Raw genomic sequence first — 24,639 nt, forward strand, 5'->3', positions numbered from 1 at the left:
GGCATATAATAAGAGCATCATTCATTACCGAGGTCCCTTTGCCCATGAGTCAGCCAGCCGCCGCGAAACGCCTTATCCTGATCGTTGACGATGACCAACTCCTGTTGGAATTCCTCGGCGAAGTCCTGCGCCATGCCGGCTACGAGACGGCCCTGGCCCATTCGGCCGAAGTGGCGCTGCAGCTGATCGCCCAGCGCGAGCCCGACCTGGCCTTGCTCGACATCCATATGCCGGGCATGTCCGGCCTGGAGCTGGCCAAGCGCCTGCATGGCGAAACGGCCGTGCCGTTCATGTTCCTGTCCGGCAGCGGCGACAGCGAATCGGGCAAGCAGGCGGCCGCCTATGGCGCCGTCGGCTATGTCGTCAAACCCGTCGACGAAGGCCGCTTGATGCCCGCGTTTGAAGCGGGTCTGGCGCGCGCCGATGAAATCCGCCAGCTCCGGCGCACCGAGCTGAACCTGAATGCGGCGCTGGCCGCCGGCCGCGAAACCAGCCTGGCTGTCGGTTTGCTGATGGGCAAGTTCCAGACGGACCGCAACACGGCGTTCGAAGTGCTGCGCGACCACGCCCGTTCCAGCCGCCGCAAGATCAATGAAATCGCCAGCCAGCTGCTGCTGGCCGAAGAAACCCTGAACGGCCTGCACGGCGCCTTTTTGAACCGGGCGAAAACCAAGTAAGTGTTTCAAGTAAGCGTTGCACCGGCGCCGGCGTGGCATGTCGGCGCCTGCCTTGTTATGATGTGGCGATACGGCGCGCTGGCGCGCCTGGTTCAACCATAGACAGGACACACATGAAAACCAAAGCAGCGATTGCATGGAAGGCGGGCGCCCCGCTGACGATCGAAGAAGTCGACCTGGCCGGCCCGCGCGAGGGCGAAGTACTGGTCGAAATCAAGGCCACGGGCATTTGCCATACCGATTACTACACCCTGTCGGGCGCTGATCCGGAAGGCATCTTCCCGTCCATCCTCGGCCATGAAGGCGCCGGCATCGTCGTCGACGTGGGCCCGGGCGTGAAAAGCCTGAAGAAGGATGACCACGTCATTCCCCTGTACACGCCGGAATGCCGCCAGTGCAAATTCTGCCTGTCGCAAAAAACCAACCTGTGCCAGTCGATCCGCTCGACCCAGGGCCGCGGCCTGATGCCGGACGCGACTTCGCGCTTTTCCATCGACGGCAAGCCCATCTTCCACTACATGGGCACATCCACCTTCTCGAACTATATCGTCGTGCCGGAAATCGCCCTGGCGAAGATCCGCGAAGATGCGCCATTCGACAAAGTCTGCTACATCGGCTGCGGCGTGACGACGGGCGTGGGCGCCGTGCTGTTTACGGCCAAGGTGGAAGCGGGCGCCAATGTGGTCGTTTTCGGCCTGGGCGGCATCGGCCTGAACGTGATCCAGGCGGCCAAGATGGTTGGCGCCGACAAGATCATCGGCGTGGACATCAACCCGGCGCGCCAGGCCATCGCGCGCAAGTTCGGCATGACGCATTTCGTCAACGCCAACGAGGTGGAAAACGTTGTCGACACCATCGTGCAGCTGACGGACGGCGGCGCCGACTATTCGTTTGAATGCATCGGCAACACCACCACCATGCGCCAGTCGCTCGAGTGCTGCCACAAGGGCTGGGGCCAGTCCATCATCATCGGCGTGGCGGCGGCCGGCCAGGAAATTTCCACCCGTCCATTCCAGCTGGTGACCGGACGCGTGTGGAAAGGTTCCGCCTTCGGCGGCGCGCGCGGACGCACGGACGTGCCGAAGATTGTCGACTGGTATATGGAAGGCAAGCTCAATATCGACGATTTGATCACGCACCGTTTGAAACTGGAAGATATCAACCAGGGTTTCGACCTGATGAAGAGCGGTGAATCGATCCGCTCCGTCGTGCTGTATTAATTGAAATACGCCGTACCACGGCGTTTTTGCGGAGGCTGCGGCCTCCGTTTTTTTGCCCGGATGCCATCCATCGCCGGTGTTTGCCATTCAGTCAGGTCTTTTTGCAGCCTGTCGCAGCGCGCTGGAGGCCAGATTCGGTTGCCGCTACAGTCAACGCTCCACTACTTTTGCGACGAGGCAGCCATGTCCACTTCCCACCGTTTGATCCTCAGTCTGGCCGGTATCCTGCTTGGCGGCAGCGCGCTGGCCGTGCAGCCGCCGCAACCGCCCGCGCCACCGGCCGCACCAGCCGCGCCCAGCGTGCAGGTCAGCCGCTCGCTCGACAAGGGCGAAAGCTATGCGCTGGTCGATGGCACGAGGGATGGCGAGGGCGTCATCGTTGTCGACAGCGATATTCATTCGCAGCAGGTGGAAAAACTCAAGCGCTCGATCAAGGGGCCGTTCCTGTGGTTCCGCGACCAGGGACAGGCCTACGTGCTGCAGGATACGGCCTTGCTGGGCAAGGTGCGTACGGCATGGCTGCCCTCGAAACAGCTGGGCAAGGAGATGAGCGCGCTTGGCGATCAAATGGGCGCGCACGGCAAGGCCATGGGTGACATGGGCCGCAAGATGGGCGCCCGCAGCCTGGAAAAGGGCAGCGCGCGCGAGTCGGAACAGCTGCGCGCGCTGGGCCGCCAGCAGCAGGAGCTGGGCCGCAAGCTCGGCGACGCCTCGCGCCGCCAGGCGCTGGCAACGAGCGGCACGGCGCGCCGCGCGGCCGAGCGCGACGTGGAACGCCTGCAGCAGCAGATGGAAGATGCGCAGGAAGAAATGGAAGAGATCAACGACCGCATCGCCGACGTGCACGAGCGCGAGGCCGAGAAAATGGAGCAGATGTCGCGCCAGATGGAGCAGCGCAGCAAGCCGATGGAAGCGCTGGGCAAGCAAATGGACGACCTGGGCCGCCAGCAGGAAAAAGTCGTCAAGATCGCCGACAAGACCACGCGCCAGGTGATCGCCCAGGCGCTCAGCGAAGGCAAGGCAAAGCTGGTGCGCTGAATGTTGTGCTGAATCAGCGGGCCAGTGGCTTGCGCATCAGGCAGCGCAGCGCCGGGTCGTGCCCGTCCTGCGCTTCGCGCGCCAGCTTGAGCGCGTGACCCGCGCCCAGCGCCGCGGCCTCGATTGCGCTGAAACCGTGGCGCGCATAGTAGGGCGCGTTCCATGGCAGGTGGCGATACGTGCTCAGTGTCAGGCATGCGCAGCCCAGCGTCTGGGCATGGGCTGCCGCCGCGTCGAGCAGGCGCGCCCCCAGGCCTTGCCGTTGATGCGGCAGGGCAACGGACAATTCCACGATGAACCACTGGCCGTCGAGCGGCTGGGCGGCCAGGAAACCCGATGGCCGGTCCTGGCCATCGGCGGCCACCCATACGCCGCCATGCTGCTGCAGCATCTGCAAGGTGCTCAGTGGCAAGGGTTCTCCCTGCGCCAGCCACGCCAGTTCGGGGCCGGCCTGGGCAAACAGGGTTGCGGCGCTGCGCTCGACCTGGGCCAGCAGGGGCAGGTCGGCGCCGGTGGCTGCGCGGATGGCGTAACTCATGGTGTGTTCCATACGGCGGCCACGGCGCGGTATTGCGCCGGCAGCTGCTCCCTGGCGTCGTGCTCGCTGGCATACACCTCATCCTGTACCGTTTCCCAGTGCGCGTCGCAGCTGAAACGGTAGACTTGCGTCTCGTCCCCGTAGCGGCACACGGCCAGGCCGTGGATGGCGATGGAGGCGGCGCCGTCTTCACTGGTGACGTGGCCGAAGGGCAGGCCGGACCAGGCCCAGGCCAGTACGCGGGCGCCATCGAGGTGGCTGGGAGGTGTCATGGGCATGTTTTCGTCAGCTGTGCAGTGATGCCGATTGTAGCGCGCACGCGGCGAATACGGCGCGACCGCTGGACAAATGCACAGTATTTTTAGCCATGCCGGTATAATCACGGCATGCAAAATCTTCTTCACAACCTCAATCCCGAACAATTGGCTGCCGTCACCTTGCCGGCGCAGCATGCGCTGATCCTGGCAGGCGCCGGTTCGGGCAAGACCCGCGTGCTGACCACCCGCATCGCGTGGCTGATCCAGACCCAGCAGGTATCGCCGCCCGGCATCCTGGCCGTGACGTTTACCAATAAAGCCGCCAAGGAAATGCTCACGCGCCTGTCGGCCATGCTGCCGATCAACACGCGCGGCATGTGGATCGGCACCTTCCACGGCCTGTGCAACCGCTTGCTGCGCACGCACTACCGCGACGCGGCCTTGCCGCAGACGTTCCAGATCCTCGATTCCCAGGATCAATTGTCGGTGATCAAGCGTTTGTTGAAGGCAAACAATATCGATGATGAAAAATTCCCGCCGAAGACGGTGATGTATTTCATCAACAATGCCAAGGACCAGGGCTTGCGCGCCACGGACGTGGAAGCGTACGACGCGCACGAGCGCAAGATGGTCGAGCTGTATCAGCTGTACGACGACCAGTGCCAGCGTGAAGGCGTCGTCGATTTCGCGGAATTGCTGTTGCGCACGTATGAATTGCTGAGCCGTAACCAGCCTCTGCGTGAACACTACCAGGCCCGTTTCCGCCACATCCTCGTGGACGAGTTCCAGGATACGAATAACCTGCAATACAACTGGCTCAAATTGCTGGCCGGTCACGGTAGCCGCGATGGCGGCGCCCTGTTTGCCGTCGGCGACGATGACCAGAGCATCTATGCGTTCCGCGGCGCCAACGTGGGCAACATGAGCGCCTTCGAGCACGAGTTCCAGGTGAAGAACTTGATCAAGCTGGAGCAGAACTACCGCTCGCACGGCCACATTCTCGATAGCGCCAACGTGCTGATTGCGAACAACAGCAAGCGCCTGGGCAAGAATCTGCGCACGGACGCGGGCCATGGCGAGCAGGTGCGCGTGTACGAAGCCAGTTCCGACCTGCAGGAAGCGCAATGGATCATCGAAGAGGCGAAAAGCCTGATCGCCGATGGCGCGTCGCGCAGCGAAATCGCGATTCTGTACCGCTCTAACGCGCAGTCGCGCGTGATCGAGCATGCGCTGTTCTCGGCCGCGATTCCGTATCATGTGTATGGCGGTCAGCGCTATTTCCAGCGTGCCGAGGTCAAGCACGCGATTGCCTATTTGCAATTGATGGACAATCCGCACAACGATTCGGCCTTCTTGCGCGTGGTCAATTTCCCCACGCGGGGCATCGGCATGCGCTCGATCGAGCAATTGCAGGCCGCGTCGGAGCAGTACGGCATTTCGCTGTATGCGGCCGTGCCGTATGTGGCGAGCAAGGCGGGCAGCGTGCTGGCCGGTTTCGTCAAGCTGATCGAGGGCGTGCGTTTCGAAACGCAGCAATTGTCCTTGCCGGAAATGGTCAGAGTGGTGCTGGAAGCGAGTACCTTGCTGCAACATTATCAAAATGAAAAAGAGGGCGCCGACCGCATCGAGAACTTGGAGCAGATGGTCAGCGCGGCCAGCCAGTTCATTTCCGAGGAAGGTTTCGGCCAGGGCGCACCGGCCCACCTGGGCCCTGCCGCCCAGGCGCAATCGGGCGCACCCGTCGTCAACCAGGATGGCATCGAAATCCTGGACGCCGACGCGCCGCTGCCGGCCGTGATGTCGCCGCTGTCCGCCTTCCTGTCGCACGCGTCGCTGGAAGCGGGCGACAACCAGGCGCAGGCGGGCCAGGATGCGCTGCAGATGATGACCGTGCACTCGGCCAAGGGCCTGGAATTCGACAATGTCTTCATCACGGGCCTGGAAGAGGGCCTGTTCCCGCACGAAAGCAGCTCGAAGGAAGACAACGGCGTGGAAGAGGAACGCCGGCTGATGTACGTGGCGATCACGCGCGCGCGCAAGCGGTTGTACATGAGCTTTTCGCAGACGCGCATGCTGCATGGCCAGACGCGCTACAACATGAAATCGCGCTTCTTCGACGAATTGCCGGAAGAATCCTTGAAATGGCTGTCGCCGAAGGTGCAGGCGAACTGGTTCGGCAACCGCAAGTCGGCCTGGGACGAGGCGCCCAAGGTGGCCAGCCTGGGTTCGGACAATGCGATTGCGCAAAAGATCGCGCAAAAAGCCACGGGCGGCGGCTGGCGCATCGGCGAATCCGTGGCGCACGCCAAGTTCGGCGAAGGCGTGATCGTCAATATCGAAGGCGGCGGCGGCAATGCGCGCGCGCAAATCAACTTCGGCCAGCACGGCATGAAGGTGCTGGACCTGGGTATCGCGAAACTGGAACGCCTGGGGCGGTAATGGGCGTAGGTCGGATTAGCGGCGAAACGCCGCGTAATCCGACGCTGCGAGGCCAGCAATGGTGTCGGATGACGCCTTCGGCTAATCCGACCTGTGTGTGGCATTGCAAGGCATTCGGCAAATAAAGAAAAGGGCAGCCTGCGCAGGCTGCCCTTTTCTTATGCGGCGTAGCAATCAGTCGTTCGGCTTATCCAGCGACACCGTCTTGCTCTCATCGACGGGCAAGCCGAAGATCTGGCGGTAGGCGGCGTAGAACGAGCAATGCATGATGATGGTCAAGATCATCGACAGCGGCATCATCAGCTGCATCATCAGCGGCGTGCGGCCAAAGATGACGGCCAGCAACTGGCTGGTGACGACGCTGATGGCGAACCAGGTGGCGGCGAAGACGATGAAGGCCGACAGCGAACGCCAGACGGCGAAAAAGCTGAAGAACAGCGCCTTGCCCAGCCCGGTTTGTTTCCAGTAGATCAGCGGTGCGGCAAAGCAGAAGGCCATGGCGGCCGGCACGTACAGCACGATGGCCAGCAGGATGCCGAGGCCCAGGCGCGATTCGGGGATGGCGGTGCGCGCCGCTTCTTCCGTCAATTGCCCGGTGACCAGTTGCCACAGCAAGCCGTCATCCACCAAAGTCGAGGCGCCGATGGCCACGATGGCCATCAGGATGTACAGCACGCCCAGGCCGAACAGGGAAGGAAACGCGGGTTTGCGGAAGCCCGAGATCAAGAGGCTGGGCAATACGCGCTTGCCCTGGTCGATGTTCAGGCAGCCTTGCACGAAGGCGACGGAAAACACGGGCACGAGGATGACGGGTAGCATCTGGCCGAGCACGGGCACGATGCTGACGGCCAGCATGCAGAACATATAGCCGAGAAACAGCATCGACATGCCGCCAGGTTGCTTGCGAAACAGGGCGAAGCCTTGTTTCACCCATTGCCAACCTGTACTTGCAGGTAATTTTTCCATGTTTAAAACAGTTCCGGAGCAGGTGTGGCGATACGTTCGCGCAGAATGCGTTCGAAATGCGTGGGATCGTGCGGGGTCAGCATTTCCGCTTCGCGCGGCTGGTAATAATCGTACAGGCGCGACAGCCAGAAGCGCAGCGCGGCGGCGCGCAGCATCGGTTGCCATGCCGTTTGTTCTTCGTGCGTAAACGGGCGCACGGCCTGGTAGGCGTCGAGCAGGGCGCGCACGCGCACCGTGTCGAGCACGCCCGTGTCCAGGTCCACGCACCAGTCGTTGACGGTGACGGCCACGTCGAACAGCCAGGTGTCGCAGCCGGCAAAGTAAAAGTCGAAAAAGCCCGTCAGTTGTTCGCCGTCAAACATGACATTGTTGCGGAACAAGTCGGCATGCACGGGACCGCGCGGGATGGCCTTATACGTATCGCAGGCAGCAAACGCGTCCTGGAAATGGATTTCCGCGCGCAGCAGGTGCGCCTTGGCATCGTCGAGGTGGTGCAGGACGAGGGGCGTGGTGGTGTTCCACCAGTCCAGTCCCCGTAGATTCGGCTGTTGCAGGGGGAAGTCCTGCGCCGCCAGATGCATCTTCGCCAGCATGGCCCCCACGGCCGCGCAATGCACGGCTTGCGGCGCCATCTGCGAGCTGCCGTCGAGTTTGCTGACGATGGCGGCCGGCTTGCCTTGCAGGGCCGTCACCAGTTCGCCGTCCGCATTGGCGATCGGCGCCGGCACCAGTACGCCCCGGTCCGCCAAATGGCGCATCAGTTGCAGATAAAACGGCAATTGCTCGAAGCTGAGGTTTTCAAAGATCGTCAGCACGTACTCACCGCGCTCCGTGCTCAGGAAGAAATTGCTGTTTTCGATGCCGGACGCGATGCCCTTGAGCGCCAGAGGTTTGCCGAGTGGAAACTGCGTGATCCACTGGCCGATATCGTCCAGGTGTAGCGCGGTAAAAACTGCCATGGGAAAGAGAGGATTGGTCTAAAAGGTCAAAAAAAGCCGGCTGCCCCGCAGGTGGCCGGGGCAGGGCAGAAGAGAGTGGCTGCTTACTTCGCTGGTGCGGGCGGTGCTGGCGCGTCCGCTGCCTCTTCATCGCGTTGTTTCTGTTTCTTCTTGCCCAGATCAAATTCCAGTACTTTCCATTGCGGGCCGCGCAGGGCGCCGCTGTGGGCCTGGTCGCCGCCGGCGGCCGGCTTCATGTAATAGGTGCTGCCGCCGCTCGTCACTTTCACTTCGGACGTCACGCCCGCTTCGCGTTTCTCGGTAATCTGCTGCTTGGCCGCGGCCGGTGCCACGGTGATGGGCGCTTCGCCCATTTCCTCGATACGTTCGAGCTGTGGCGGCGCGTCGCTCGGTTTGGCCGGCGTCTGGGCGCTGGCGATGGCCGAACATGCCAGCAGGGGCAGGGCGAGGAATGTCCAGAGTGTCGATGTACGCATCATGATGGGTTCGCTTCCATGTGAGGGACTGCAGCGCGTGCAGTGGTGTAGTGCCGTCAATTTATCTATAAGGCATTGTAACAAACTGGTAGGCAATGCTGCTTAATACGGCTGATTAATGCGCCGAAATGGCTCGCAGCGGCCGCCCGCGCGCCCGCACGGGGCTGCCGGGGTGATAAAAACGCCAGGAACGGCACGCGTTGCGGCCGGTGGCGTGGCCCTAAACTCTGCGATAATTGTGCGATATTCCGCCCGTCCGCCGCTGTTTCTTCCCGGCTGGCGCGGCTCACCTTATTTTATTGGCATTATGCAAAACACCCTGCTGTTAGTCGACGGTTCCAGTTACCTTTATCGTGCCTTCCATGCGCTGCCCGACCTGCGCAGCCCGGATGGCTATCCCACGGGCGCCATGCACGGCATGGTCAACATGCTGCGCCGCCTGCGCGCCGATTACCCGGCCGCCTACATCGCCTGCGTGTTCGATGCCAAAGGTAAAACGTTCCGTGACGACATGTATCCGGAATACAAGGCCACGCGCGCCTCGATGCCGGACGACCTGCGCCTGCAGATCGAGCCGATCCACGAAGCCGTGCGCGCCATGGGCTGGCCGATATTGATGGTCGACGGCGTGGAGGCGGACGACGTGATCGGCACGCTGGCCGTGCAGGCGGCCGCCGCCGGCATGAACGTGGTGGTGTCGACTGGCGACAAGGACCTGGCGCAGCTGGTCAACAGCCAGGTGACCCTGATCAATACCATGAGCAACGAAAAGCTCGATGAAGCGGCCGTGCTGGTCAAATTCGGCGTGCCGCCGAACCGCATCATCGATTATCTGTCGCTGATCGGCGATACCGTGGACAACGTGCCGGGCGTATCGAAATGCGGCCCGAAGACGGCCGTCAAATGGCTGACCTTGTACGACAGCCTGGAAGGCGTCATGGAAAACGCGGCCAAGGTGGGCGGCGCCGTGGGTGAAAACCTGCGCACGGCCTTGCCATGGCTGCCGCAGGCGCGCGCCTTGATCACCGTCAAGACCGATTGCGACTTGTCCGAACACATGACGACCATCGCCGACTCGCTGGTGGCGAAACACGAAGACAAGGAAGCGCTGCTGGCCTTCTTCCAGCGCTACGGCTTCAAGGCCCTGCTGCGCGAACTGGGCGCGGTGCCGCCGCCGATGTCGCCTGTTGGTGCACCGGCAACTGCCGGTGCCGCTGCTGCCAACACGACGGGCGACATGTTCGCCGATGCAGCCCCGGCCGTGGAAGCCGTGTATGAAACCGTGCTGACGGACGAGCAGCTGGACAAGTGGATTGCCCTGATCGATGCGGCCCCGCTGACGGCTGTTGACACGGAAACCACCTCGCTGGAGCCGATGACGGCCCAAATGGTCGGCATTTCCCTCTCCGTGGCCGAGCACGCTGCCTGCTACATCCCGCTGGCCCACGACTACGCGGGCGCGCCCGAGCAATTAACGCGTGAACACGTGCTGGCGAAATTGCGCCCGTGGCTGGAAGATGCGAACAAGCCCAAGCTGGGGCAGAACCTGAAATACGACAGCCACATCTTCGCCAACCACGGCGTGACGTTGCGCGGCATCGCTCACGATACCCTGCTTGAATCGTATGTGTTTGAATCGCACAAGAAGCACGACATGGACAGCCTGGCCCTGCGCCACCTGAACTACACGACGATCCCGTTCGAGGACGTGTGCGGCAAGGGCGCCAAGCAGATCACGTTCAATCAAGTAGAGGTAGAGCAGGCGGCGAAATATGCAGCCGAGGATGCCGACGTCACCTTGCGCTTGCACAATGCCATGTGGGGCAACGTGGCGAATGATGACAAGCTGACCTTCATCTATGAAAAGATCGAGATGCCGACGGCCGTGGTCTTGCAAAAGATCGAGCGCAACGGCGTGCTGATCGATGACGAATTGCTCAACATCCAGTCGGCCGAGCTGGCCGTGAAAATTCTCGAACTGGAAAAGAAGGCGTATGAACTGGCCGAGCAGCCATTCAACCTGGGTTCGCCCAAGCAGATCGGCGAGATTTTCTTTGAGAAATTGAAACTGCCGGTAGTCAAGAAAACCCCGACGGGCGCGCCATCGACGGATGAAGAAGTGCTGCAAAAGCTGGCCGAGGATTATCCATTGCCCAAAGTGTTGCTGGAATACCGCGGCATGGCCAAGCTGAAGTCGACGTACACGGATAAATTGCCGAAGATGATCAACGTCACCACGGGCAGGGTGCATACGAACTATGCGCAAGCCGTGGCCGTGACGGGACGATTGGCGTCGAACGACCCGAACTTGCAGAATATCCCCATCCGCAGCGCGGAAGGCCGGCGCATCCGCGAAGCGTTTATTGCGCCGCCCGGCAGCCACATCGTCTCGGCCGACTATTCGCAGATCGAATTGCGCATCATGGCGCATATCTCTGGCGACGAAGCCATGCTGCGCGCGTTTGCCGACGGCATCGACATTCACCGCGCCACGGCCGCTGAAATCTTCGGCGTGCCGGCCGCGGAAGTACAAAGCGAGCAGCGCCGCTACGCCAAGGTCATCAACTTTGGTTTGATCTACGGCATGAGCGCGTTCGGCCTGGCCGGTAACCTGGGCGTGGACCGCACGGCCGCGCAAAGCTATATCGACCGCTACTTTGCCCGCTTCTCCGGCGTGAAACAGTATATGGAAGACACGCGCCAGCAAGCCAAGGCGCGCGGCTACGTGGAAACCGTGTTCGGCCGCCGTTTGTGGCTGCCGGAAATCAATTCGCCGAACGGCCCGCGCCGCCAGGGCGCGGAACGGGCGGCGATCAACGCGCCGATGCAGGGCACGGCCGCCGACCTGATCAAGCTGGCCATGATCGCCGTGCAAGGTTGGCTGGAAGCGGACAACTTGCAAACGAAGATGATCATGCAAGTGCACGATGAACTGGTGCTGGAAGTGCCGGACGCGGAGCTGGAATTGGTCAAGCGCAAGCTGCCGGAACTGATGGCGGGCGTGGCCGCGCTGAAAGTGCCGCTGACGGCGGAGGTGGGCGTCGGCAGGAACTGGGACGAAGCGCATTGATGGCTGCGTCGGCTTACGCGGGGTATGCCCCGCTAAGCCGGCCTACATGTTTACTTGAGCAATGACCGTAGGTCGGCTTAGCCCAGCGTAAGCCGACATTTCCAAACGCAATACCTTCAGGAGAAACGCATGAGCGACATGATCACCGATTGTGAAAGTTTGCTGGGCCAGAGCAGCTTGTCCGGGCCGGATGGCCGGCGTGGTTTCCTGAAGGTGGCGCTGGGCACTGGCTTTGCCGTGGCCGTCTTGCCCGTGGCGGCGCAAAACGTCATCAAGACGGATTCCGCCGGGCTCGTCACGGGCCACATGTCGGTGATGGTCGATGGCCAGGCCGTGCCCGTGTACGCGGCGCAGCCGGAGGGCAAGACGGGTTTGCCCGTGGTACTGGTCATTTCGGAAATATTTGGCGTGCATGAACATATCGCCGACATGGCGCGCCGTTTCGCCAAGCAGGGTTATCTGGCGCTGGCGCCCGATTTGTTCGTGCGCCAGGGCGATCCCACCAAGGTGGCCAGCATCCCGGAGTTGATGAAAGGCATCATCGCCAAGACGCCGGACGCGCAAGTGATGACGGACCTCGATGCGGTGGTGGCATGGGCGAAACAGAATGGCGGCGACACGAGCCGTTTGGGCATCACGGGCTTTTGCTGGGGCGGGCGCATCACCTGGCTGTACGCGGCGCACAATCCGGCCGTCAAGGCGGGCGTGGCCTGGTATGGCCGCCTCGTCGGCGAACCGACTGCCTTGCAGCCGAGCAATCCCATCGATATCGCCGCTACCTTGAAGGTTCCCGTACTGGGCTTGTATGGCGGCAAGGATACGGGCATCAGCCAGGAATCGATCGGCAAGATGAAGGATGCGCTGGCCAAGGGCGGCAACCCATCCGAGTTTGTCGTGTATCCCGATGCGGGCCACGCCTTCAATGCCGATTACCGCCCCAGCTATGTGGCGGCCGATGCGAAAGACGGTTATGCGCGCTGCCTGGCCTGGTTCAAAAGCCACGGCGTGGCGTGATCTGCAACAGAAACATACCGCATCTTCCAGAAATTGACGCGAAAGACGCACCGGGCTGTAAAATGCCCGGTGCGCGCCAATGCAGTACAATTGCATCTTCATCGCGCGACGCTGCCGCCAAACGCGCAAAAAATTAGATAATAGATAACAACGCATTCATCAGGCCAGACGCCAGCATCGCGGGCGCCAGTGACCCGGCGCCATTTTGAGGTAAGAAAATCATCGATCCCGTCCTTATATCCATTTTGCTCGCGACCACGATCGCGGGCGTGTTCAGCATTACCGCGGCGGCGATCTTTTCGTTTGCATTCTTGTCCAAAGTGGTCGAACGCATGGTCAGCTTGTCCGTCGGCATCATGTTGTCGACGTCCCTGCTGCACGCCTTGCCCGAAGCGTTCGAATCGCAGGCGGATCCGCGCAGCCTGTTCGCCACCCTGCTGGCGGGCTTGCTGGCCTTTTTCATGCTGGAAAAATTCGCGATTTTGCGCCATTCGCACCACCACGAAGGCGATGGCCACCACCATGCGCACGGCCACGACAAGCACGAGGCGGGCAAGGCCGGCTGGATGATTTTAGTGGGCGACGGCATGCACAACTTTACCGACGGCATCCTGATCGCCGCCGCTTTCCTGGCCGACCCGAAACTGGGCCTGGTGACGGGCCTGGCCATCATCGCGCATGAAATCCCGCAGGAAATCGGCGACTTCATCGTGCTGCTCAATGCCGGCTTCTCGCGCCTGCGCGCGTATATCTTCAACCTGCTGTGCAGCCTGATGGCGGTGGCGGGCGGCTTGCTCGGCTATTTCACCCTGGACCGCGCCAGCAATCTGATTCCTTACGTGCTCGTGTTCGCCTCGTCCGGCTTCATCTATATTGCCTTGAGCGACCTGATGCCGCAGATGCAGCGCCGCGCCACCTTGCGCGAAACCATTCCGCAAGTGCTGTTGATCGCACTGGGCGTGTGCATCGTGCTGTTCCTGACGCATAAGCGTCACGGTGGTTGATGCCTGGCGCTGTCGGCGCAGTGCTACCTATGCTATATTGCCTTTCTGACCAACTTGCACAGAAAGGAGGAAAATATAATGGAAGAAAACTTGTTGCTCGCCTTGTGGCGCGCACGCTCTTTAAGCGCATTTGCCAGCTCTTGCCCACGTTCTATCGCGCTGCGATAACCTGGCCAGAGCAAAGTCACCCTCTCAGACGAGTCCTTTCCTGGTACTCCGTTGTCGTTAGCGCTCCTGTTAACGCGGATGCTTGCATCCCGAACAAAGACAAGAGCCATGACTACCCTTATCTCGACACAAGCTTTACAACTGGATACCCACGACGGTTTCCTCTTCAACGAACTCGCCTTTACCTTGCGCCAGGGCGACCGCATCGGCCTGATCGGCCACAATGGCTGCGGCAAATCCACCTTGCTGGGATTGCTCAGCGGCACGCGAGAAGCCACTGCCGGCACCATCCACTATGCTCGTGCCTGCCGCTTGCAGCACGTGGAGCAGCACTTGCCGCCAGAACTTGCCAAGCTGAGCCTGTACGACGCCTTGCTGGCGCCCGTTCTGGAGCAGCCGGAATTGCATTGGCGGGTCGACAGCCTGCTGGCCGAACTGGGTTTTGACCAAGAAACGGCGCAAGTGCCCGTGCATTCGCTGTCCGGCGGCCAGCACACGAGGCTATTGCTGGGGCGTGCCCTGCTGCAGGAGCCGAACGTGCTGCTGCTCGACGAACCGAGCAATCACTTGGACTTGCCATCGCTGCTGTGGCTGGAGCAATTCCTGCTGGCCTGGCGCGGCGCCTTCATCCTCGTCTCGCACGACCAGCGCCTGCTCGACAACGTGGCCACGCGCAGCTGGATCTTGCGCGATAGCCGCCTGTACGATTTCGATTTGCCGTGCGGCCCCGCGCTGGCGGCGCTGGCCGAGGCGGACGTAGCCGCTGCCGCCCGGCATGCGGCCGAACAGAAGGAAATCGACCGCCTGTCGGCCAGCAGCGCCCGCCTGGCCTTGTGGGGACGCACCTATGACAATGAAGACCTGGCGCGCAAGGCCAAGACCATGCAGCGGCGCATCGACAAGCTGAAGGATGTGCAATCGTTCGTCAGCGACGGCGCGCCCTGGCGCTTGAGTCTGCGCGGCAAGGCGCTGGCGGCCGACCAGCTGCTGGCGCTCGACGGGCTGGATGTGCGCGCCGTGCCTGCCTCGCCACGGCTGTTCCAGGTCGGCCAGCTGTGGCTGAAACCGGGTGACCGGGTCGCCTTGCTGGGCGCCAACGGCAGCGGCAAGTCGTCGCTGCTGCGCCTGTGCTGGCAAGCGATCCAGGCACAGGAGGAGCGCAGCGACTTGCGCTATCACAAGGCGGCGAACATCGGCTATTACGACCAGTCGCTCAAACAACTGGCCGATACGGCCGACCTGTCCGACGCCCTGTACCCGTTCGCCGTGCAAAACGAGGCTGCCCGCAGCCAGGTGGCGCGCAAGCAGGCGTTGATCTCGGCTGGTTTCCCGTATGCGCGCCATGGCCAGACGGTGGCGACCCTGAGCGGCGGTGAGCGGGCGCGGCTGCTGTTCCTGGGGCTGTCGCTGGCCAGCTACCACTTGTTGCTGCTGGACGAGCCCAGCAATCACCTGGACATGCAGGGCAAGGCGGAACTGGGGCAAGCGCTGCTCAGCTTTGCGGGTGGCTGCCTGCTGGTGTCGCACGACCGCGACCTGATCGAGACGGCCTGCAACCGGTTTTGGGTGGTGGCCGATGGCGGGCTGGAAGAGTGGCTTGACGCGGCCAGCGCGTATGCACGGCTGAGTCTTGAGGATGGGCAAGCGTCGACGCCTGCGCGGCGCGTGGAGCATGCGTCTGCGGTACTGACGGACATCGACGTGCAGCTGGAGCGCTTGTGCGAACTGGAGCAATTGCTGGCGGAAGACCTGGCAAGGAAGCCGCGCCACCAGAAGCCGGCCAGCCAGCAAGCGTGGCTGGCGGAACTGGAGCGCTTGAATCAAGCGCTGGGGATAACGTCGTAGTTACCCACAGGTGAGATGGCGGACCAGCTGGTCCGCCATTTTTTTAACTCCCCGTCGCCACGGGCCGTGCCGGATCGGCGCACCATTCGCTCCACGAGCCCGGGTACAGGGCAGCGCCCGGCAAGCCGGCCACTTCCATCGCCAGCAGGTTGTGGCAAGCCGTCACGCCGGAGCCGCACTGCAGGATGGCTGCTTGCGGCGAGGCGACCAAGGCACTGAAGTCCTGCCTGAGTTCTTGCGCGCTTTTAAAACGGCCATCTGGCAGCAGGTTGTCCTTGAAGAAACGGTTTTTCGCGCCGGGGATATGGCCGCCCACGGGGTCGATGGTTTCGTTTTCGCCGCGATAACGGTCGGGCGCGCGCGCGTCGATCACCGTCAACGCCTGGGTTTCCAGGTTGGCAACGACGTCCTGCACGCTGGCCGTGCGCGTCAGGCTGGCTTTTTCCGTCAGGTTGCCAATAGGGCGGGGCGCCACCGGTGTGACCAGCGGCAAGCCTTGCGCCTGCCAGCCGGCCAGGCCACCGTCGAGCACAGCCACGGCTGGATGGCCAACCCAGCGCAGCAGCCACCACAAACGGGCGGCGAACATGCCGCCCTGGCCGTCGTAGGCGACCACTTGCGTGTCGTCATTGATGCCCCAGCCGCGCAGGGTGGCCAGCAGGGCGTTGCGGTCGGGCAGCGGATGGCGTCCGGTAAAGTCCGCGCCGCGTGCCGTCTTGGGGCCGGACAGGGCCGTGTCGATATCGGCGAACTGGGCGTTCTGGATGTGGCCGGCGGCAAACGCATCGCTGCCGGCCCTCGGGTTGAGCAAGTCGTGGCGGCAATCGAGGATGACCCAGTTGCTGTCATTCAGGTGGCTGGACAAATCATTGCTGTTGATCAAGGTCGTATACAAGGTCATGACTCCTTACACTTCGCTGGCGATGGGATCCGTGCGCGCGATCGCCGCGCCACGGGCCGTGTTGCGGGTATTGTAATAGGTTGCCGCGATGCCGGAAGCGAGAATGATGCCGATGCCGGCCCAGCCATGCCAGTCGAACAGGTCGCCAAAGATCACCACGCCCCAGAAGCTGGAAAAGACGATGCCCGTGTATTGCAGGTTTGCCACCACGAGGGTCTTGCCCAGGCGATAGGCGCGCGTCATGGCCATCTGCGCCATGGTGGCGCACAGGCCGATGGCGGCCAGCAAGCCGATGCCGTAGCCGCTCGTGTGCGCGTGCCAGACGACGGGGCCGCCGCCGGCGCTGGCCACGTGGCCGATCACGCCAGCGAGGAAATTGACGACCGAGAAATAAAATACGACCCGGTATTCGGGTTCGCCCAGCAGGCCCAGTTTGCGCACCTGCAGGTAGGCGAGGGCCGACAGCATGCCGGAAATCAAGGCCGTGATGGCGCCAGCCGCCTGGTCCGTCTCGAACACGGGCTGCAGCAGCAGGGTCACGCCGACAAAGCTCATGGCAATGGCCGCCACCAGCGGCCACTCGACTTGCTTCGTTGCTTTCCACCAGCCGCCGGCCAGCAGGATCACGGCGATCCAGATGGGCGCCATATAGTTCAGGGTCATGGCGGTGGCCAGCGGCAGGATGGCGATGGCATAAAACCACAGCCACAGGGCGATCACGCCTACCACGCCGCGCCACAGATGCTGGCCCGGCATCGTGGTTTTAAAGCTGCCACCCTGATAGAGGATGGTGCAGCTCATGACGGTCATGCCGATGATGCCGCGGTACATGACGATTTCGGACGTCGAATACATATCCGACGCCAGCTTGACGCACACGCCCATGATGGCGAACATGAAACTTGCAAACAGCATCCAAAGAGATTGCATCTGATTCCTGAAAAACGCGGGGATAAAAAAAGGCCGCACGAGGCGGCCCTTGAGGGACTACAGTTCGATATTGTTGCGGTACCACTCGTGGAAATGCTGCATGCCATCTTCCATCGGCGACTGGTAAGGGCCCACTTCGCTGACGCCGCGCGCCATCAGGACCTTGCGGCCCGCGTCCATGCGTTGGGCGATTTCATCGTCCTCGACACAGGTTTCCATGTAGGCAGCCCGTTCCGCTTCGACGAAGTCACGCTCGAACAACACAATTTCTTCCGGGTAATAAAACTCCACCACGTTGCGCGTCTTTTGCGGGCCGTCGGGCCACAGGGTCGAGACGACCAGCACGTGCGGATACCATTCGACCATGATGTTCGGATACAGGGTCAGCCAGATGGCGCCATACGGCGGCGCTTCGCCGCCGCGGAATTGCAGCACCTGCTCCTGCCATTTCTTGTAGGCAGGCGAGCCGGCTTGCTGCAAGCCGCGGTGCACGCCCACCGTTTGCACGCTGTAATCCTTGCCGAATTCCCAGCGCAGGTCGTCGCAGCTGACGAAGCTGCCCAGGCCCGGGTGGAACGGTTCCACGTGATAGTCTTCCAGATAGACTTCGATGAAGGTCTTCCAGTTGTAGTCGCACTCGTGGATTTCCACGTGGTCGAACATATAGCCGGAAAAATCGAGGTCTTTCGAGACGGACAAATCTTTCAATTTTTCCATCACGTTGTAGCCGTTTTGCTCGAACAGCAAGCCATTCCAGCTTTGCAGCGGCGTTTTCGACAGGTTCAGGCACGGCGTCTCGGGGAAATGCGGCGCGCCGATCAATTCACCCTTGAGGTCGTAGGTCCAGCGGTGCAGCGGGCAGACGATATGATTCGCATTGCCGCGGCCATTGAACATCAGCGCCTGCCGGTGACGGCACACGTTGGACAGCACTTCGATGCCATTGGCGTTGCGCACGAGCATGCGCCCTTCGTTCTCAGACGCCAGGGTCGCAAAATCGCCGGTTTCCGGCACCATCAGCTCATGCCCGACATAGCGCGGGCCGGCTTGGAACAATTGCTGCATTTCACGCTGCAACAGCGTTTCGTCAAAATAGACGTGGACCGGAAGTTGCGCGTTTGAACGCGCCAGCTTGGCGTGAGTAGCCAGATCGGACATCCCAACCCCCCATAAATGTACAACGGTCAGCAGTGCCCCAGGCCATTCCCTGGGCAACCGCTACAGAGAGAAAGAATCCGCAAAGACCTGAATTCAAATTTGTTGAAACGGTATTTCGGACAGAACCGGCGATTATAGCGCGGATCGGCCTCGGCATTATCAAACTCCCCCGCGAAATAGCCTATTAATGAGAAACATTGTCATTTGGCGCGCAATTTTAGGCAGAGAGGGGGGATTCGGCTAAAATTCACTGACAAGCTGGCAACGCTATTGACTTTGAGCGCGCCGATTGCGCTTTAGTTTTCACTTAATAGTGTGGTTTGTTCTAAAATAACGCTTCTATGCTGGCCGGGAATCCCCGGCGTCTCCCTACAAGCCCCTCGTGCCACGAAGAGATCTGAGTCTATGTCGAAGAAATTAACTGCCGCTGCCGCAGCGCCGGCCTCGTTTGAAGAGGCAATGGCGGAACTGGCGCAGCTGGTAACGCAAATGGAAGCGGGCCAGTTGCCGCTGGAAGCATCGGTCGCGGCGTATCAGCGCGGCTCGGAACTGGTCAAGTATTGCGCAAGCCAGCTCGACAGCGTCGAAGCGCAGGTGAAAGTACTCGAAGGCGACATGTTGAAACCGTTCGTGGATGCCGGCGAGGCCGCCCAATGATGGCCAGCATGCAACAAGATGGCGTGACCTTCGGCGACTGGATGCAAGCCACCCAGTCCGGCGTGGAAGCCCGGCTCGACCAGTTCCTGCCGGCGACCGATACCGTGCCGCATAAGCTGCACGCTGCCATGCGCTATGCGTTGCTGGGCGGCGGCAAGCGCGTGCGTCCGTTGCTGGTGATGGCGGCTGGCGAATTGTTTGATGCCGATCAAGATACCCTCGCCCGTGCTGCTTGCGCGCTGGAAATGATTCACGTGTATTCGCTCGTGCATGACGACATGCCGTGCATGGATGACGATGCCTTGCGCCGTGGCAAGCCCACCGTGCACATCGCCTACGATGAAGCGACAGCCCTGCTGGTCGGCGACGCGCTGCAATCGCAAGCGTTCATGCTGCTGGCCGATGGCGCTGCCATTCCTCCGGCGCGGCAAATGGCGATGATCAAGCTGCTGGCGCACGCCTCCGGTTCGGCCGGCATGTGCGGCGGCCAGGCGATCGACCTCGACAGCGTCGGCCTGGCCTTGACCTTGCCGCAGCTGGAACAGATGCATCAACTGAAAACGGGCGCCTTGCTGCGCGCGGCCGTGATTCTCGGCGCGCTGGCCGGCAAGGACTTGACGGCGGACGAGATGACGGCGCTGAACGCGTATGCGCGCGCCGTCGGACTGGCGTTCCAGGTGGTCGACGATGTGCTCGACGCAACGGCTGATTCGGCCACCCTGGGCAAGACGGCAGGCAAGGATGCGGCCGCCAACAAGCCCACTTACGTATCGATACTGGGGCTGGAACCATCGCGAGCCCTGGCAGAACAATTGCGGTGCGACGCCCATGCGGCGCTGGCGCCATTCGGGGACAAGGCACGCCGTTTGCGCGAGCTGGCGGACCTGGTCGTGCAGCGGAAGGCATAAATGAAACTGTTAGAAACCATCAATGAACCAGCGCAAGTGCGCAAGCTGGCCCGCTCGCAACTGGTGCCGCTGGCCCAGGAACTGCGCAGCTTCCTGCTCGACTCCGTTTCCAAGACGGGGGGCCACTTGTCGTCCAACCTGGGCACGGTCGAGCTGACTGTCGCGCTGCATTACGTGTTCAACACGCCGCACGACCGCATCGTGTGGGACGTGGGCCACCAGACCTATTCGCACAAGATCCTCACGGGCCGCCGCGAGCGCATGCATACGCTGCGCCAGAAGGATGGCATTTCCGGCTTCCCGAAGCGCGACGAAAGCGAATACGACACCTTCGGCACGGCGCACTCGTCGACGTCGATCTCGGCCGCGCTGGGCATGGCGCAGGCCGCCAAGATCAAGGGCGACCCGCTGCATGCGATCGCCGTGATCGGCGACGGCTCGATGACGGCCGGCATGGCTTTCGAGGCGATGAACAATGCGGGCGTGCAGGAAGACGTCAACTTGCTGGTGATCCTGAACGACAACGACATGTCGATCTCGCCGCCCGTGGGCGCCCTGAACCGCCACCTGGCGCGCCTGATGTCGGGCCAGTTCTATGCGGCAGCGAAAAATGTCGGCAAGTCCGTCTTGCCCGGCCCTGTGCTGGAACTGGCGAAGCGCTTTGAAGAGCACGCCAAAGGCATGGTCGTGCCCGCCACCATGTTCGAAGAGTTTGGTTTTAACTATATCGGTCCCATCGACGGCCACGACCTCGATTCGCTGATCCCGACCTTGCAAAATATCAAGCAATTGAAGGGCCCGCAATTCCTGCACGTGGTCACCAAGAAGGGGCAAGGCTACAAGCTGGCCGAGGCGGAGCCGATCCTGTATCACGGCACGCCGAAGTTCAATCCGCTGGAAGGCATCAAGCCGGCTACGGCGCCGGGCAAGATGACGTACACGGAAGTGTTCGGCAACTGGCTGTGCGACATGGCCGCCCACGACAAGCGCCTGGTGGGCATCACGCCAGCCATGCGCGAAGGCTCGGGCATGGTCAAGTTCGAACAGCAATATCCGAACCGTTACTTTGACGTCGGCATTGCCGAGCAGCATTCCGTGACGTTTGGCGCGGGCCTGGCCTGCGAAGGCCTCAAACCCGTCGTGGCCATCTATTCGACCTTCCTGCAGCGCGCCTACGACCAGCTGATCCACGACGTGGCCCTGCAAAACCTGGACGTGACGTTCGCGCTGGACCGCGCCGGCCTGGTGGGCGCCGATGGCGCCACGCACGCGGGCAATTACGACATGGCATTCCTGCGCTGCATCCCGAACATGGTCATCATGGCCGCGTCCGATGAAAACGAATGCCGGAAAATGCTGACGACGGGCTACCATTATCCGGGCCCGGCCGCGATCCGCTATCCGCGCGGCGCCGGTGCTGGCGTGGCCATCGTGCCGGAACTGACGAGCATTGAAATTGGCAAGGGCGAGATCAAGCGCCAGGGCAAGCGCATCGCCATCCTGGCCTTCGGTTCCATGGTGGCGCCTAGCGTGGCGGCGGGCGAGAAGCTCGACGCGACGGTGGCGAACATGCGCTTCGTCAAGCCGCTCGACGTGGCATTGGTGAAACAGCTTGCCGCCGAGCACGATTACCTGGTGACGGTGGAAGAGGGCTGCATCATGGGCGGCGCCGGTTCGGCCGTGGCCGAGGCGCTGGCCGCCGAGGGCATCGTCAAGCCGATCCTGATGCTGGGCTTGCCCGACACCTTCATCGACCATGGCGACCCCGTGCAGCTGCTGAAAAGCGTGGGCCTGGACGCTGTCGGCATCGCCGCCTCGATCGAGCAGCGCTTTGGCGGCACGCAGCCGCCGCGCCTGGCAGCTGTCAGCTAAGCTGGCTTGCATACGGAAAAGCGACATCGCGGTGTCGCTTCGTCTGCAGTCCATTTACGCTGCACTGCAACATTTTTCGCTTGGGAATGCTACGATGACGCTTTGATACCTTTCAAAGCCGATCTTGCATTTCAGGAAACTTCACCGCCGTTCGCGCGCGCTGGCCAGCCGCTGGCTGACGGGTATGCACGCCTATACCGATACCCTGGCGCAGCGCCGCCCCCTGTGGATGGTCAGCCTGGCCATCGACGAAACGAACCTGTCCGAGGGCTTGCGGGCCGCCTGCGCTTCGAGCGCCATGCTGCTGCTGGGCCTGCTGTTCGACCACCCCGATTTTTCCTGGGCCGCCATCGGCGCCTTCTGGACTTGCCTGGCCGATGCGGCGGGCACGCGGCGCATGCGCTTCGTCTCGATGGTGGGCTTCGGCTTGCTGTCGACCGTGGCCGGCGGCCTGACGGCGCTGGCGGCCGGCCATGGCGTGGCGGCGGCGGCCGTTGCCGTGCTGCTGTTTTCCTGGGCCGGCGCGCTGGCGCGCATCTGGGGCGCGGCCACGGCGCAGGTGGCCATCCTGGCCGCCACGGCGTGCGTGGTGATGGTCACGCATCCGCTGGAATCGATGACGCAGACGGCGCCTTTCCTGGGCCTGTACATGTTCGGCTGCCTGTTCGCCACCGTGCTCAGTTTTACCATCTGGCGCATCCACCCGTTCAGCCCTGCCAGGCGCGCCATTCGCGCCGCGTATTCGCGCCTGGCCGGCATCGCGCGCGACAATGCGCGCTTTCTCGCACATGATGCCGCGCAGGCGGACGCGGCCGCGCATGGCGCCAGCTACCGTTCGCAGGCGCGCGCCGCGCTGGAAGCGGCGCGGGTGGCGCTGGCTGCCGTGCCGCCCGCGCGCGCGGGCCGCAGCGCCCTGTACGACAACCTGCTGCTGGCGCTCAGCGACGCCGAGCGCATCTTCGCCTATCTGATCGCCGTCACGCATACGTGCGAGCGCGAGCAGCAGCGCCTGCGCCAGGACCCGCGCGCGCGGCGCAGCCTGGAAGTGATGGCCGTGCTGCTGCGCCGCCTGGGGCAAGCCGTGCAGCGCCAGCCGGAAACGCCGCCGCTGGCCTTGCAGCGCCGCCTGGCCGGCTGCGGACGGCGCCTGGAAGCGGCGCTGGGCGCCTTGCTGCCGCTGCGCCTGAACGTGGACTTCATGGAGCTGGGCTTGCCGCGCGCGGCGCAGCTGCCGTGGCGCGAGGCGGCCTTCCTAGCGCTGGGGCAGGCGTGGCAGACGGCAAAAGTCAACGCCACGCCGCAGTCGCTGAGCTGGCGCCATGCGGCGCGCGTGTCGCTGGCGACGACGGCCGGCTTCCTGCTGGTCGAGGCCTTGCATATTCCGTTCGGCTACTGGGCCACCATGGCGACCTTGCTGATACTGCAGCCGTCCGTGTCGACCACCTGGCCGCGCGGCATCGAGCGGGTCGCGGGCAGCGTGCTGGGCGCCGTGCTGGCCGTGCTGATCGGTCTGGTCATTTACACGCCGCTGGGTATTTCGCTGGTGGTGTTCCCCCTGATCGTCGCCACCATGGCCTTGCGCCGTGTCAGCTACAGCCTGCACGTGCTGTTCATGACGCCGGCCTTCGTGCTGGTGGCCGATTATGCGGCGCCCGCCAGCGAGATGGTGTATGCGATGAGCCGCCTGGGCAACAATGTGCTGGGCTGCGTGCTGGCCCTGCTGGCCACGTTTTTCCTGTGGCCGGACCGCGAGGCGGACGACCTGGACCAGCGCCTGGCGAAAGCCGTGTCGGCCAACCTGAAATACCTGCTGGCCGTGCTGGCGGCGGGTGGGCGCTGGGATAGCGCCATCGCGCGCCTGCGCCGCGAGGCGGGACTGGCCAGCAATAACGCGGAACAGGTCTTGCAGCGCTTGCGCATCGAGCGCCGCCTGGACCGCAGCAGCGGCGTGGGTCTGGCGGCGCTGCGCACCCTGCCGCTGCTGCGCCGCGTGGCGGGCAGCACGGCGCGCATCAGTCTGAGTCCCCAGGCCGAGCCGGCGCCGCCCGAATTGCAACGGTGGATTGCCGCCGTCAGCGGGGAAATCGATGCCTTGCTGCGTGGTGAAGCCGATGCCGGCGCGCCTGCTCCGTGCATTGCCGAGGGATTGACGGCCCTGCAGGCCGATGCCGTGGCCCAGGTGCAGCTGCTGCGCGGCTTGCTGCGCGAGCATGTGCAGGCGCTGGCTGGCGGCGCGCGGTGACGTCATCGTGCTGACGCGTTTTTTCGGCGTCGTGTAGCCGCTCGGCCGGCTGCGCCCGCAACCGGCCTTTACTGATTGCGGCGCCGATATTGTATAGACGTTTGGCGCCTCCCAATCTCTCCAAATTCCACATTTCATGGGCTGTCCCGATATATTTCCCAAACTGGAAATTTATCGAAAGGAAACGTTGACTCTAAAATAAGTGCGGTCTATATTCGATTTTGTAGCAAGCAAAGATGAAATTTCTTACGACTGGTCTGACGCGATTGCCTGGTGCAATAGCTCACATGGAGAGTAGTA

Annotated in this window: 20 protein-coding genes and 2 pseudogenes; 13 read left to right on the plus strand and 9 right to left on the minus strand. The window is 62.6% G+C overall.

Annotated features, from left to right (window positions below):
* The first annotated feature begins 44 nt into the window (after positions 1 to 44).
* The 3 genes from O3297_RS27255 to O3297_RS27265 all read left to right on the plus strand — a co-directional run bounded on the left by O3297_RS27255 (position 45) and on the right by O3297_RS27265 (position 2,935).
* On the plus strand, positions 45 to 677 hold the full coding sequence (locus O3297_RS27255; protein ID WP_034749164.1) for an ANTAR domain-containing response regulator: 633 nt from the start codon (positions 45 to 47) through the stop codon (positions 675 to 677).
* 113 nt (positions 678 to 790) lie between these two features.
* Positions 791 to 1,897, plus strand: a complete 1,107-nt coding sequence (locus O3297_RS27260) for an S-(hydroxymethyl)glutathione dehydrogenase/class III alcohol dehydrogenase (RefSeq protein WP_070253806.1) — start codon at positions 791 to 793, stop codon at positions 1,895 to 1,897.
* 183 nt (positions 1,898 to 2,080) lie between these two features.
* Positions 2,081 to 2,935 (plus strand): hypothetical protein, encoded by an 855-nt coding sequence (locus O3297_RS27265; protein ID WP_143450428.1) that lies wholly within the window; start codon positions 2,081 to 2,083, stop codon positions 2,933 to 2,935.
* A gap of 13 nt (positions 2,936 to 2,948) precedes the next feature.
* On the opposite strand, the gene O3297_RS27270 is transcribed toward O3297_RS27265, so the two are convergent.
* Positions 2,949 to 3,473, minus strand: a complete 525-nt coding sequence (locus tag O3297_RS27270) for a GNAT family N-acetyltransferase (protein WP_305051046.1) — start codon at positions 3,471 to 3,473, stop codon at positions 2,949 to 2,951.
* Positions 3,470 to 3,745 (minus strand): hypothetical protein, encoded by a 276-nt coding sequence (locus tag O3297_RS27275; protein ID WP_305051047.1) that lies wholly within the window; start codon positions 3,743 to 3,745, stop codon positions 3,470 to 3,472. The genes O3297_RS27270 and O3297_RS27275 overlap by 4 nt, the downstream gene beginning before the upstream one ends.
* Before the next feature lie 114 nt (positions 3,746 to 3,859).
* Between O3297_RS27275 and O3297_RS27280 the strand changes: the two genes are divergently transcribed.
* A complete protein-coding gene (locus O3297_RS27280; RefSeq protein ID WP_305051048.1) occupies positions 3,860 to 6,169 on the plus strand; it encodes a UvrD-helicase domain-containing protein in 2,310 nt (769 codons plus the stop codon).
* Positions 6,170 to 6,343: 174 nt separating this feature from the next.
* On the opposite strand, the gene O3297_RS27285 is transcribed toward O3297_RS27280, so the two are convergent.
* The 3 genes from O3297_RS27285 to O3297_RS27295 form a co-directional block, all read right to left on the minus strand.
* Positions 6,344 to 7,135, minus strand: a complete 792-nt coding sequence (locus O3297_RS27285; RefSeq protein ID WP_034784808.1) for a BPSS1780 family membrane protein — start codon at positions 7,133 to 7,135, stop codon at positions 6,344 to 6,346.
* A gap of 2 nt (positions 7,136 to 7,137) precedes the next feature.
* The gene (locus O3297_RS27290; RefSeq protein ID WP_070278248.1) at positions 7,138 to 8,094 is read right to left on the minus strand and encodes a homoserine kinase; all 957 of its coding nucleotides are present in this window, start codon (positions 8,092 to 8,094) and stop codon (positions 7,138 to 7,140) included.
* Positions 8,095 to 8,177: 83 nt separating this feature from the next.
* A complete protein-coding gene (locus O3297_RS27295; protein WP_070278239.1) occupies positions 8,178 to 8,573 on the minus strand; it encodes a hypothetical protein in 396 nt (131 codons plus the stop codon).
* A gap of 304 nt (positions 8,574 to 8,877) precedes the next feature.
* Between O3297_RS27295 and polA the strand changes: the two genes are divergently transcribed.
* On the plus strand, positions 8,878 to 11,640 hold the full coding sequence (polA, locus tag O3297_RS27300; RefSeq protein ID WP_305051049.1) for a DNA polymerase I: 2,763 nt from the start codon (positions 8,878 to 8,880) through the stop codon (positions 11,638 to 11,640).
* A gap of 129 nt (positions 11,641 to 11,769) precedes the next feature.
* Positions 11,770 to 12,654, plus strand: coding sequence for a dienelactone hydrolase family protein (locus O3297_RS27305; protein WP_305051050.1), 885 nt, complete (start codon positions 11,770 to 11,772; stop codon positions 12,652 to 12,654).
* A gap of 133 nt (positions 12,655 to 12,787) precedes the next feature.
* Here O3297_RS27305 and O3297_RS27310 read toward each other — a convergent pair whose 3' ends face one another.
* Positions 12,788 to 12,988 (minus strand): hypothetical protein, encoded by a 201-nt coding sequence (locus O3297_RS27310; RefSeq protein ID WP_305051178.1) that lies wholly within the window; start codon positions 12,986 to 12,988, stop codon positions 12,788 to 12,790.
* On the opposite strand from O3297_RS27310, the gene O3297_RS27315 reads away from it, so the two are divergent.
* A complete protein-coding gene (locus tag O3297_RS27315) occupies positions 12,900 to 13,658 on the plus strand; it encodes a ZIP family metal transporter (RefSeq protein ID WP_052140365.1) in 759 nt (252 codons plus the stop codon). The genes O3297_RS27310 and O3297_RS27315 overlap by 89 nt on opposite strands.
* A gap of 276 nt (positions 13,659 to 13,934) precedes the next feature.
* The gene (locus tag O3297_RS27320; RefSeq protein WP_305051051.1) at positions 13,935 to 15,671 is read left to right on the plus strand and encodes an ABC-F family ATP-binding cassette domain-containing protein; all 1,737 of its coding nucleotides are present in this window, start codon (positions 13,935 to 13,937) and stop codon (positions 15,669 to 15,671) included.
* 43 nt (positions 15,672 to 15,714) lie between these two features.
* On the opposite strand, the gene O3297_RS27325 is transcribed toward O3297_RS27320, so the two are convergent.
* Positions 15,715 to 16,566, minus strand: a complete 852-nt coding sequence (locus tag O3297_RS27325) for a sulfurtransferase (RefSeq protein ID WP_305051170.1) — start codon at positions 16,564 to 16,566, stop codon at positions 15,715 to 15,717.
* A gap of 493 nt (positions 16,567 to 17,059) precedes the next feature.
* On the opposite strand from O3297_RS27325, the pseudogene O3297_RS28785 reads away from it, so the two are divergent.
* Positions 17,060 to 17,155: pseudogene (locus tag O3297_RS28785) on the plus strand (hypothetical protein); the annotation flags it as partial.
* On the opposite strand, the pseudogene O3297_RS28790 reads toward O3297_RS28785, so the two are convergent.
* A pseudogene (locus O3297_RS28790) lies at positions 17,110 to 17,502 on the minus strand (EamA family transporter); the annotation flags it as partial. The pseudogenes O3297_RS28785 and O3297_RS28790 overlap by 46 nt on opposite strands.
* 57 nt (positions 17,503 to 17,559) lie before the next feature.
* Positions 17,560 to 18,660, minus strand: a complete 1,101-nt coding sequence (locus tag O3297_RS27335; protein ID WP_305051054.1) for an aromatic ring-hydroxylating dioxygenase subunit alpha — start codon at positions 18,658 to 18,660, stop codon at positions 17,560 to 17,562.
* Between the two features lie 405 nt (positions 18,661 to 19,065).
* On the opposite strand from O3297_RS27335, the gene O3297_RS27340 reads away from it, so the two are divergent.
* From O3297_RS27340 to O3297_RS27355, 4 genes are all read left to right on the plus strand, one after another.
* A complete protein-coding gene (locus tag O3297_RS27340; protein ID WP_034784821.1) occupies positions 19,066 to 19,317 on the plus strand; it encodes an exodeoxyribonuclease VII small subunit in 252 nt (83 codons plus the stop codon).
* 8 nt (positions 19,318 to 19,325) lie between these two features.
* A complete protein-coding gene (locus O3297_RS27345; RefSeq protein ID WP_305051057.1) occupies positions 19,326 to 20,225 on the plus strand; it encodes a polyprenyl synthetase family protein in 900 nt (299 codons plus the stop codon).
* Complete coding sequence (gene dxs / locus O3297_RS27350) at positions 20,226 to 22,097, plus strand: 1-deoxy-D-xylulose-5-phosphate synthase (protein WP_305051058.1); 1,872 nt, start codon at positions 20,226 to 20,228, stop codon at positions 22,095 to 22,097.
* 184 nt (positions 22,098 to 22,281) lie between these two features.
* On the plus strand, positions 22,282 to 24,339 hold the full coding sequence (locus tag O3297_RS27355; protein WP_151094029.1) for an FUSC family protein: 2,058 nt from the start codon (positions 22,282 to 22,284) through the stop codon (positions 24,337 to 24,339).
* Positions 24,340 to 24,639: the final 300 nt, after the last annotated feature.

The sequence above is a fragment of the Janthinobacterium sp. SUN128 genome, assembly GCF_030587275.1.
GTDB classification, from domain to species: Bacteria; Pseudomonadota; Gammaproteobacteria; order Burkholderiales; family Burkholderiaceae_D; genus Janthinobacterium; species Janthinobacterium lividum.

Coding starts and splice junctions, on each gene's coding strand:
- O3297_RS27345 (WP_305051057.1), top strand. CDS start 19,326: ATGCAACAAGATGGCGTGACCTTCGGCGACTGGATGCAAGCCACCCAG.
- O3297_RS27310 (WP_305051178.1), bottom strand. CDS start 12,988: ATGCGTTCGACCACTTTGGACAAGAATGCAAACGAAAAGATCGCCGCC.
- O3297_RS27335 (WP_305051054.1), bottom strand. CDS start 18,660: ATGTCCGATCTGGCTACTCACGCCAAGCTGGCGCGTTCAAACGCGCAA.
- O3297_RS27255 (WP_034749164.1), top strand. CDS start 45: ATGAGTCAGCCAGCCGCCGCGAAACGCCTTATCCTGATCGTTGACGAT.
- O3297_RS27280 (WP_305051048.1), top strand. CDS start 3,860: ATGCAAAATCTTCTTCACAACCTCAATCCCGAACAATTGGCTGCCGTC.
- O3297_RS27355 (WP_151094029.1), top strand. CDS start 22,282: ATGCACGCCTATACCGATACCCTGGCGCAGCGCCGCCCCCTGTGGATG.
- O3297_RS27260 (WP_070253806.1), top strand. CDS start 791: ATGAAAACCAAAGCAGCGATTGCATGGAAGGCGGGCGCCCCGCTGACG.
- O3297_RS27285 (WP_034784808.1), bottom strand. CDS start 7,135: ATGGAAAAATTACCTGCAAGTACAGGTTGGCAATGGGTGAAACAAGGC.
- O3297_RS27275 (WP_305051047.1), bottom strand. CDS start 3,745: ATGACACCTCCCAGCCACCTCGATGGCGCCCGCGTACTGGCCTGGGCC.
- O3297_RS27340 (WP_034784821.1), top strand. CDS start 19,066: ATGTCGAAGAAATTAACTGCCGCTGCCGCAGCGCCGGCCTCGTTTGAA.
- O3297_RS27320 (WP_305051051.1), top strand. CDS start 13,935: ATGACTACCCTTATCTCGACACAAGCTTTACAACTGGATACCCACGAC.
- O3297_RS27295 (WP_070278239.1), bottom strand. CDS start 8,573: ATGATGCGTACATCGACACTCTGGACATTCCTCGCCCTGCCCCTGCTG.
- dxs (WP_305051058.1), top strand. CDS start 20,226: ATGAAACTGTTAGAAACCATCAATGAACCAGCGCAAGTGCGCAAGCTG.
- polA (WP_305051049.1), top strand. CDS start 8,878: ATGCAAAACACCCTGCTGTTAGTCGACGGTTCCAGTTACCTTTATCGT.
- O3297_RS27290 (WP_070278248.1), bottom strand. CDS start 8,094: ATGGCAGTTTTTACCGCGCTACACCTGGACGATATCGGCCAGTGGATC.
- O3297_RS27265 (WP_143450428.1), top strand. CDS start 2,081: ATGTCCACTTCCCACCGTTTGATCCTCAGTCTGGCCGGTATCCTGCTT.
- O3297_RS27270 (WP_305051046.1), bottom strand. CDS start 3,473: ATGAGTTACGCCATCCGCGCAGCCACCGGCGCCGACCTGCCCCTGCTG.
- O3297_RS27305 (WP_305051050.1), top strand. CDS start 11,770: ATGAGCGACATGATCACCGATTGTGAAAGTTTGCTGGGCCAGAGCAGC.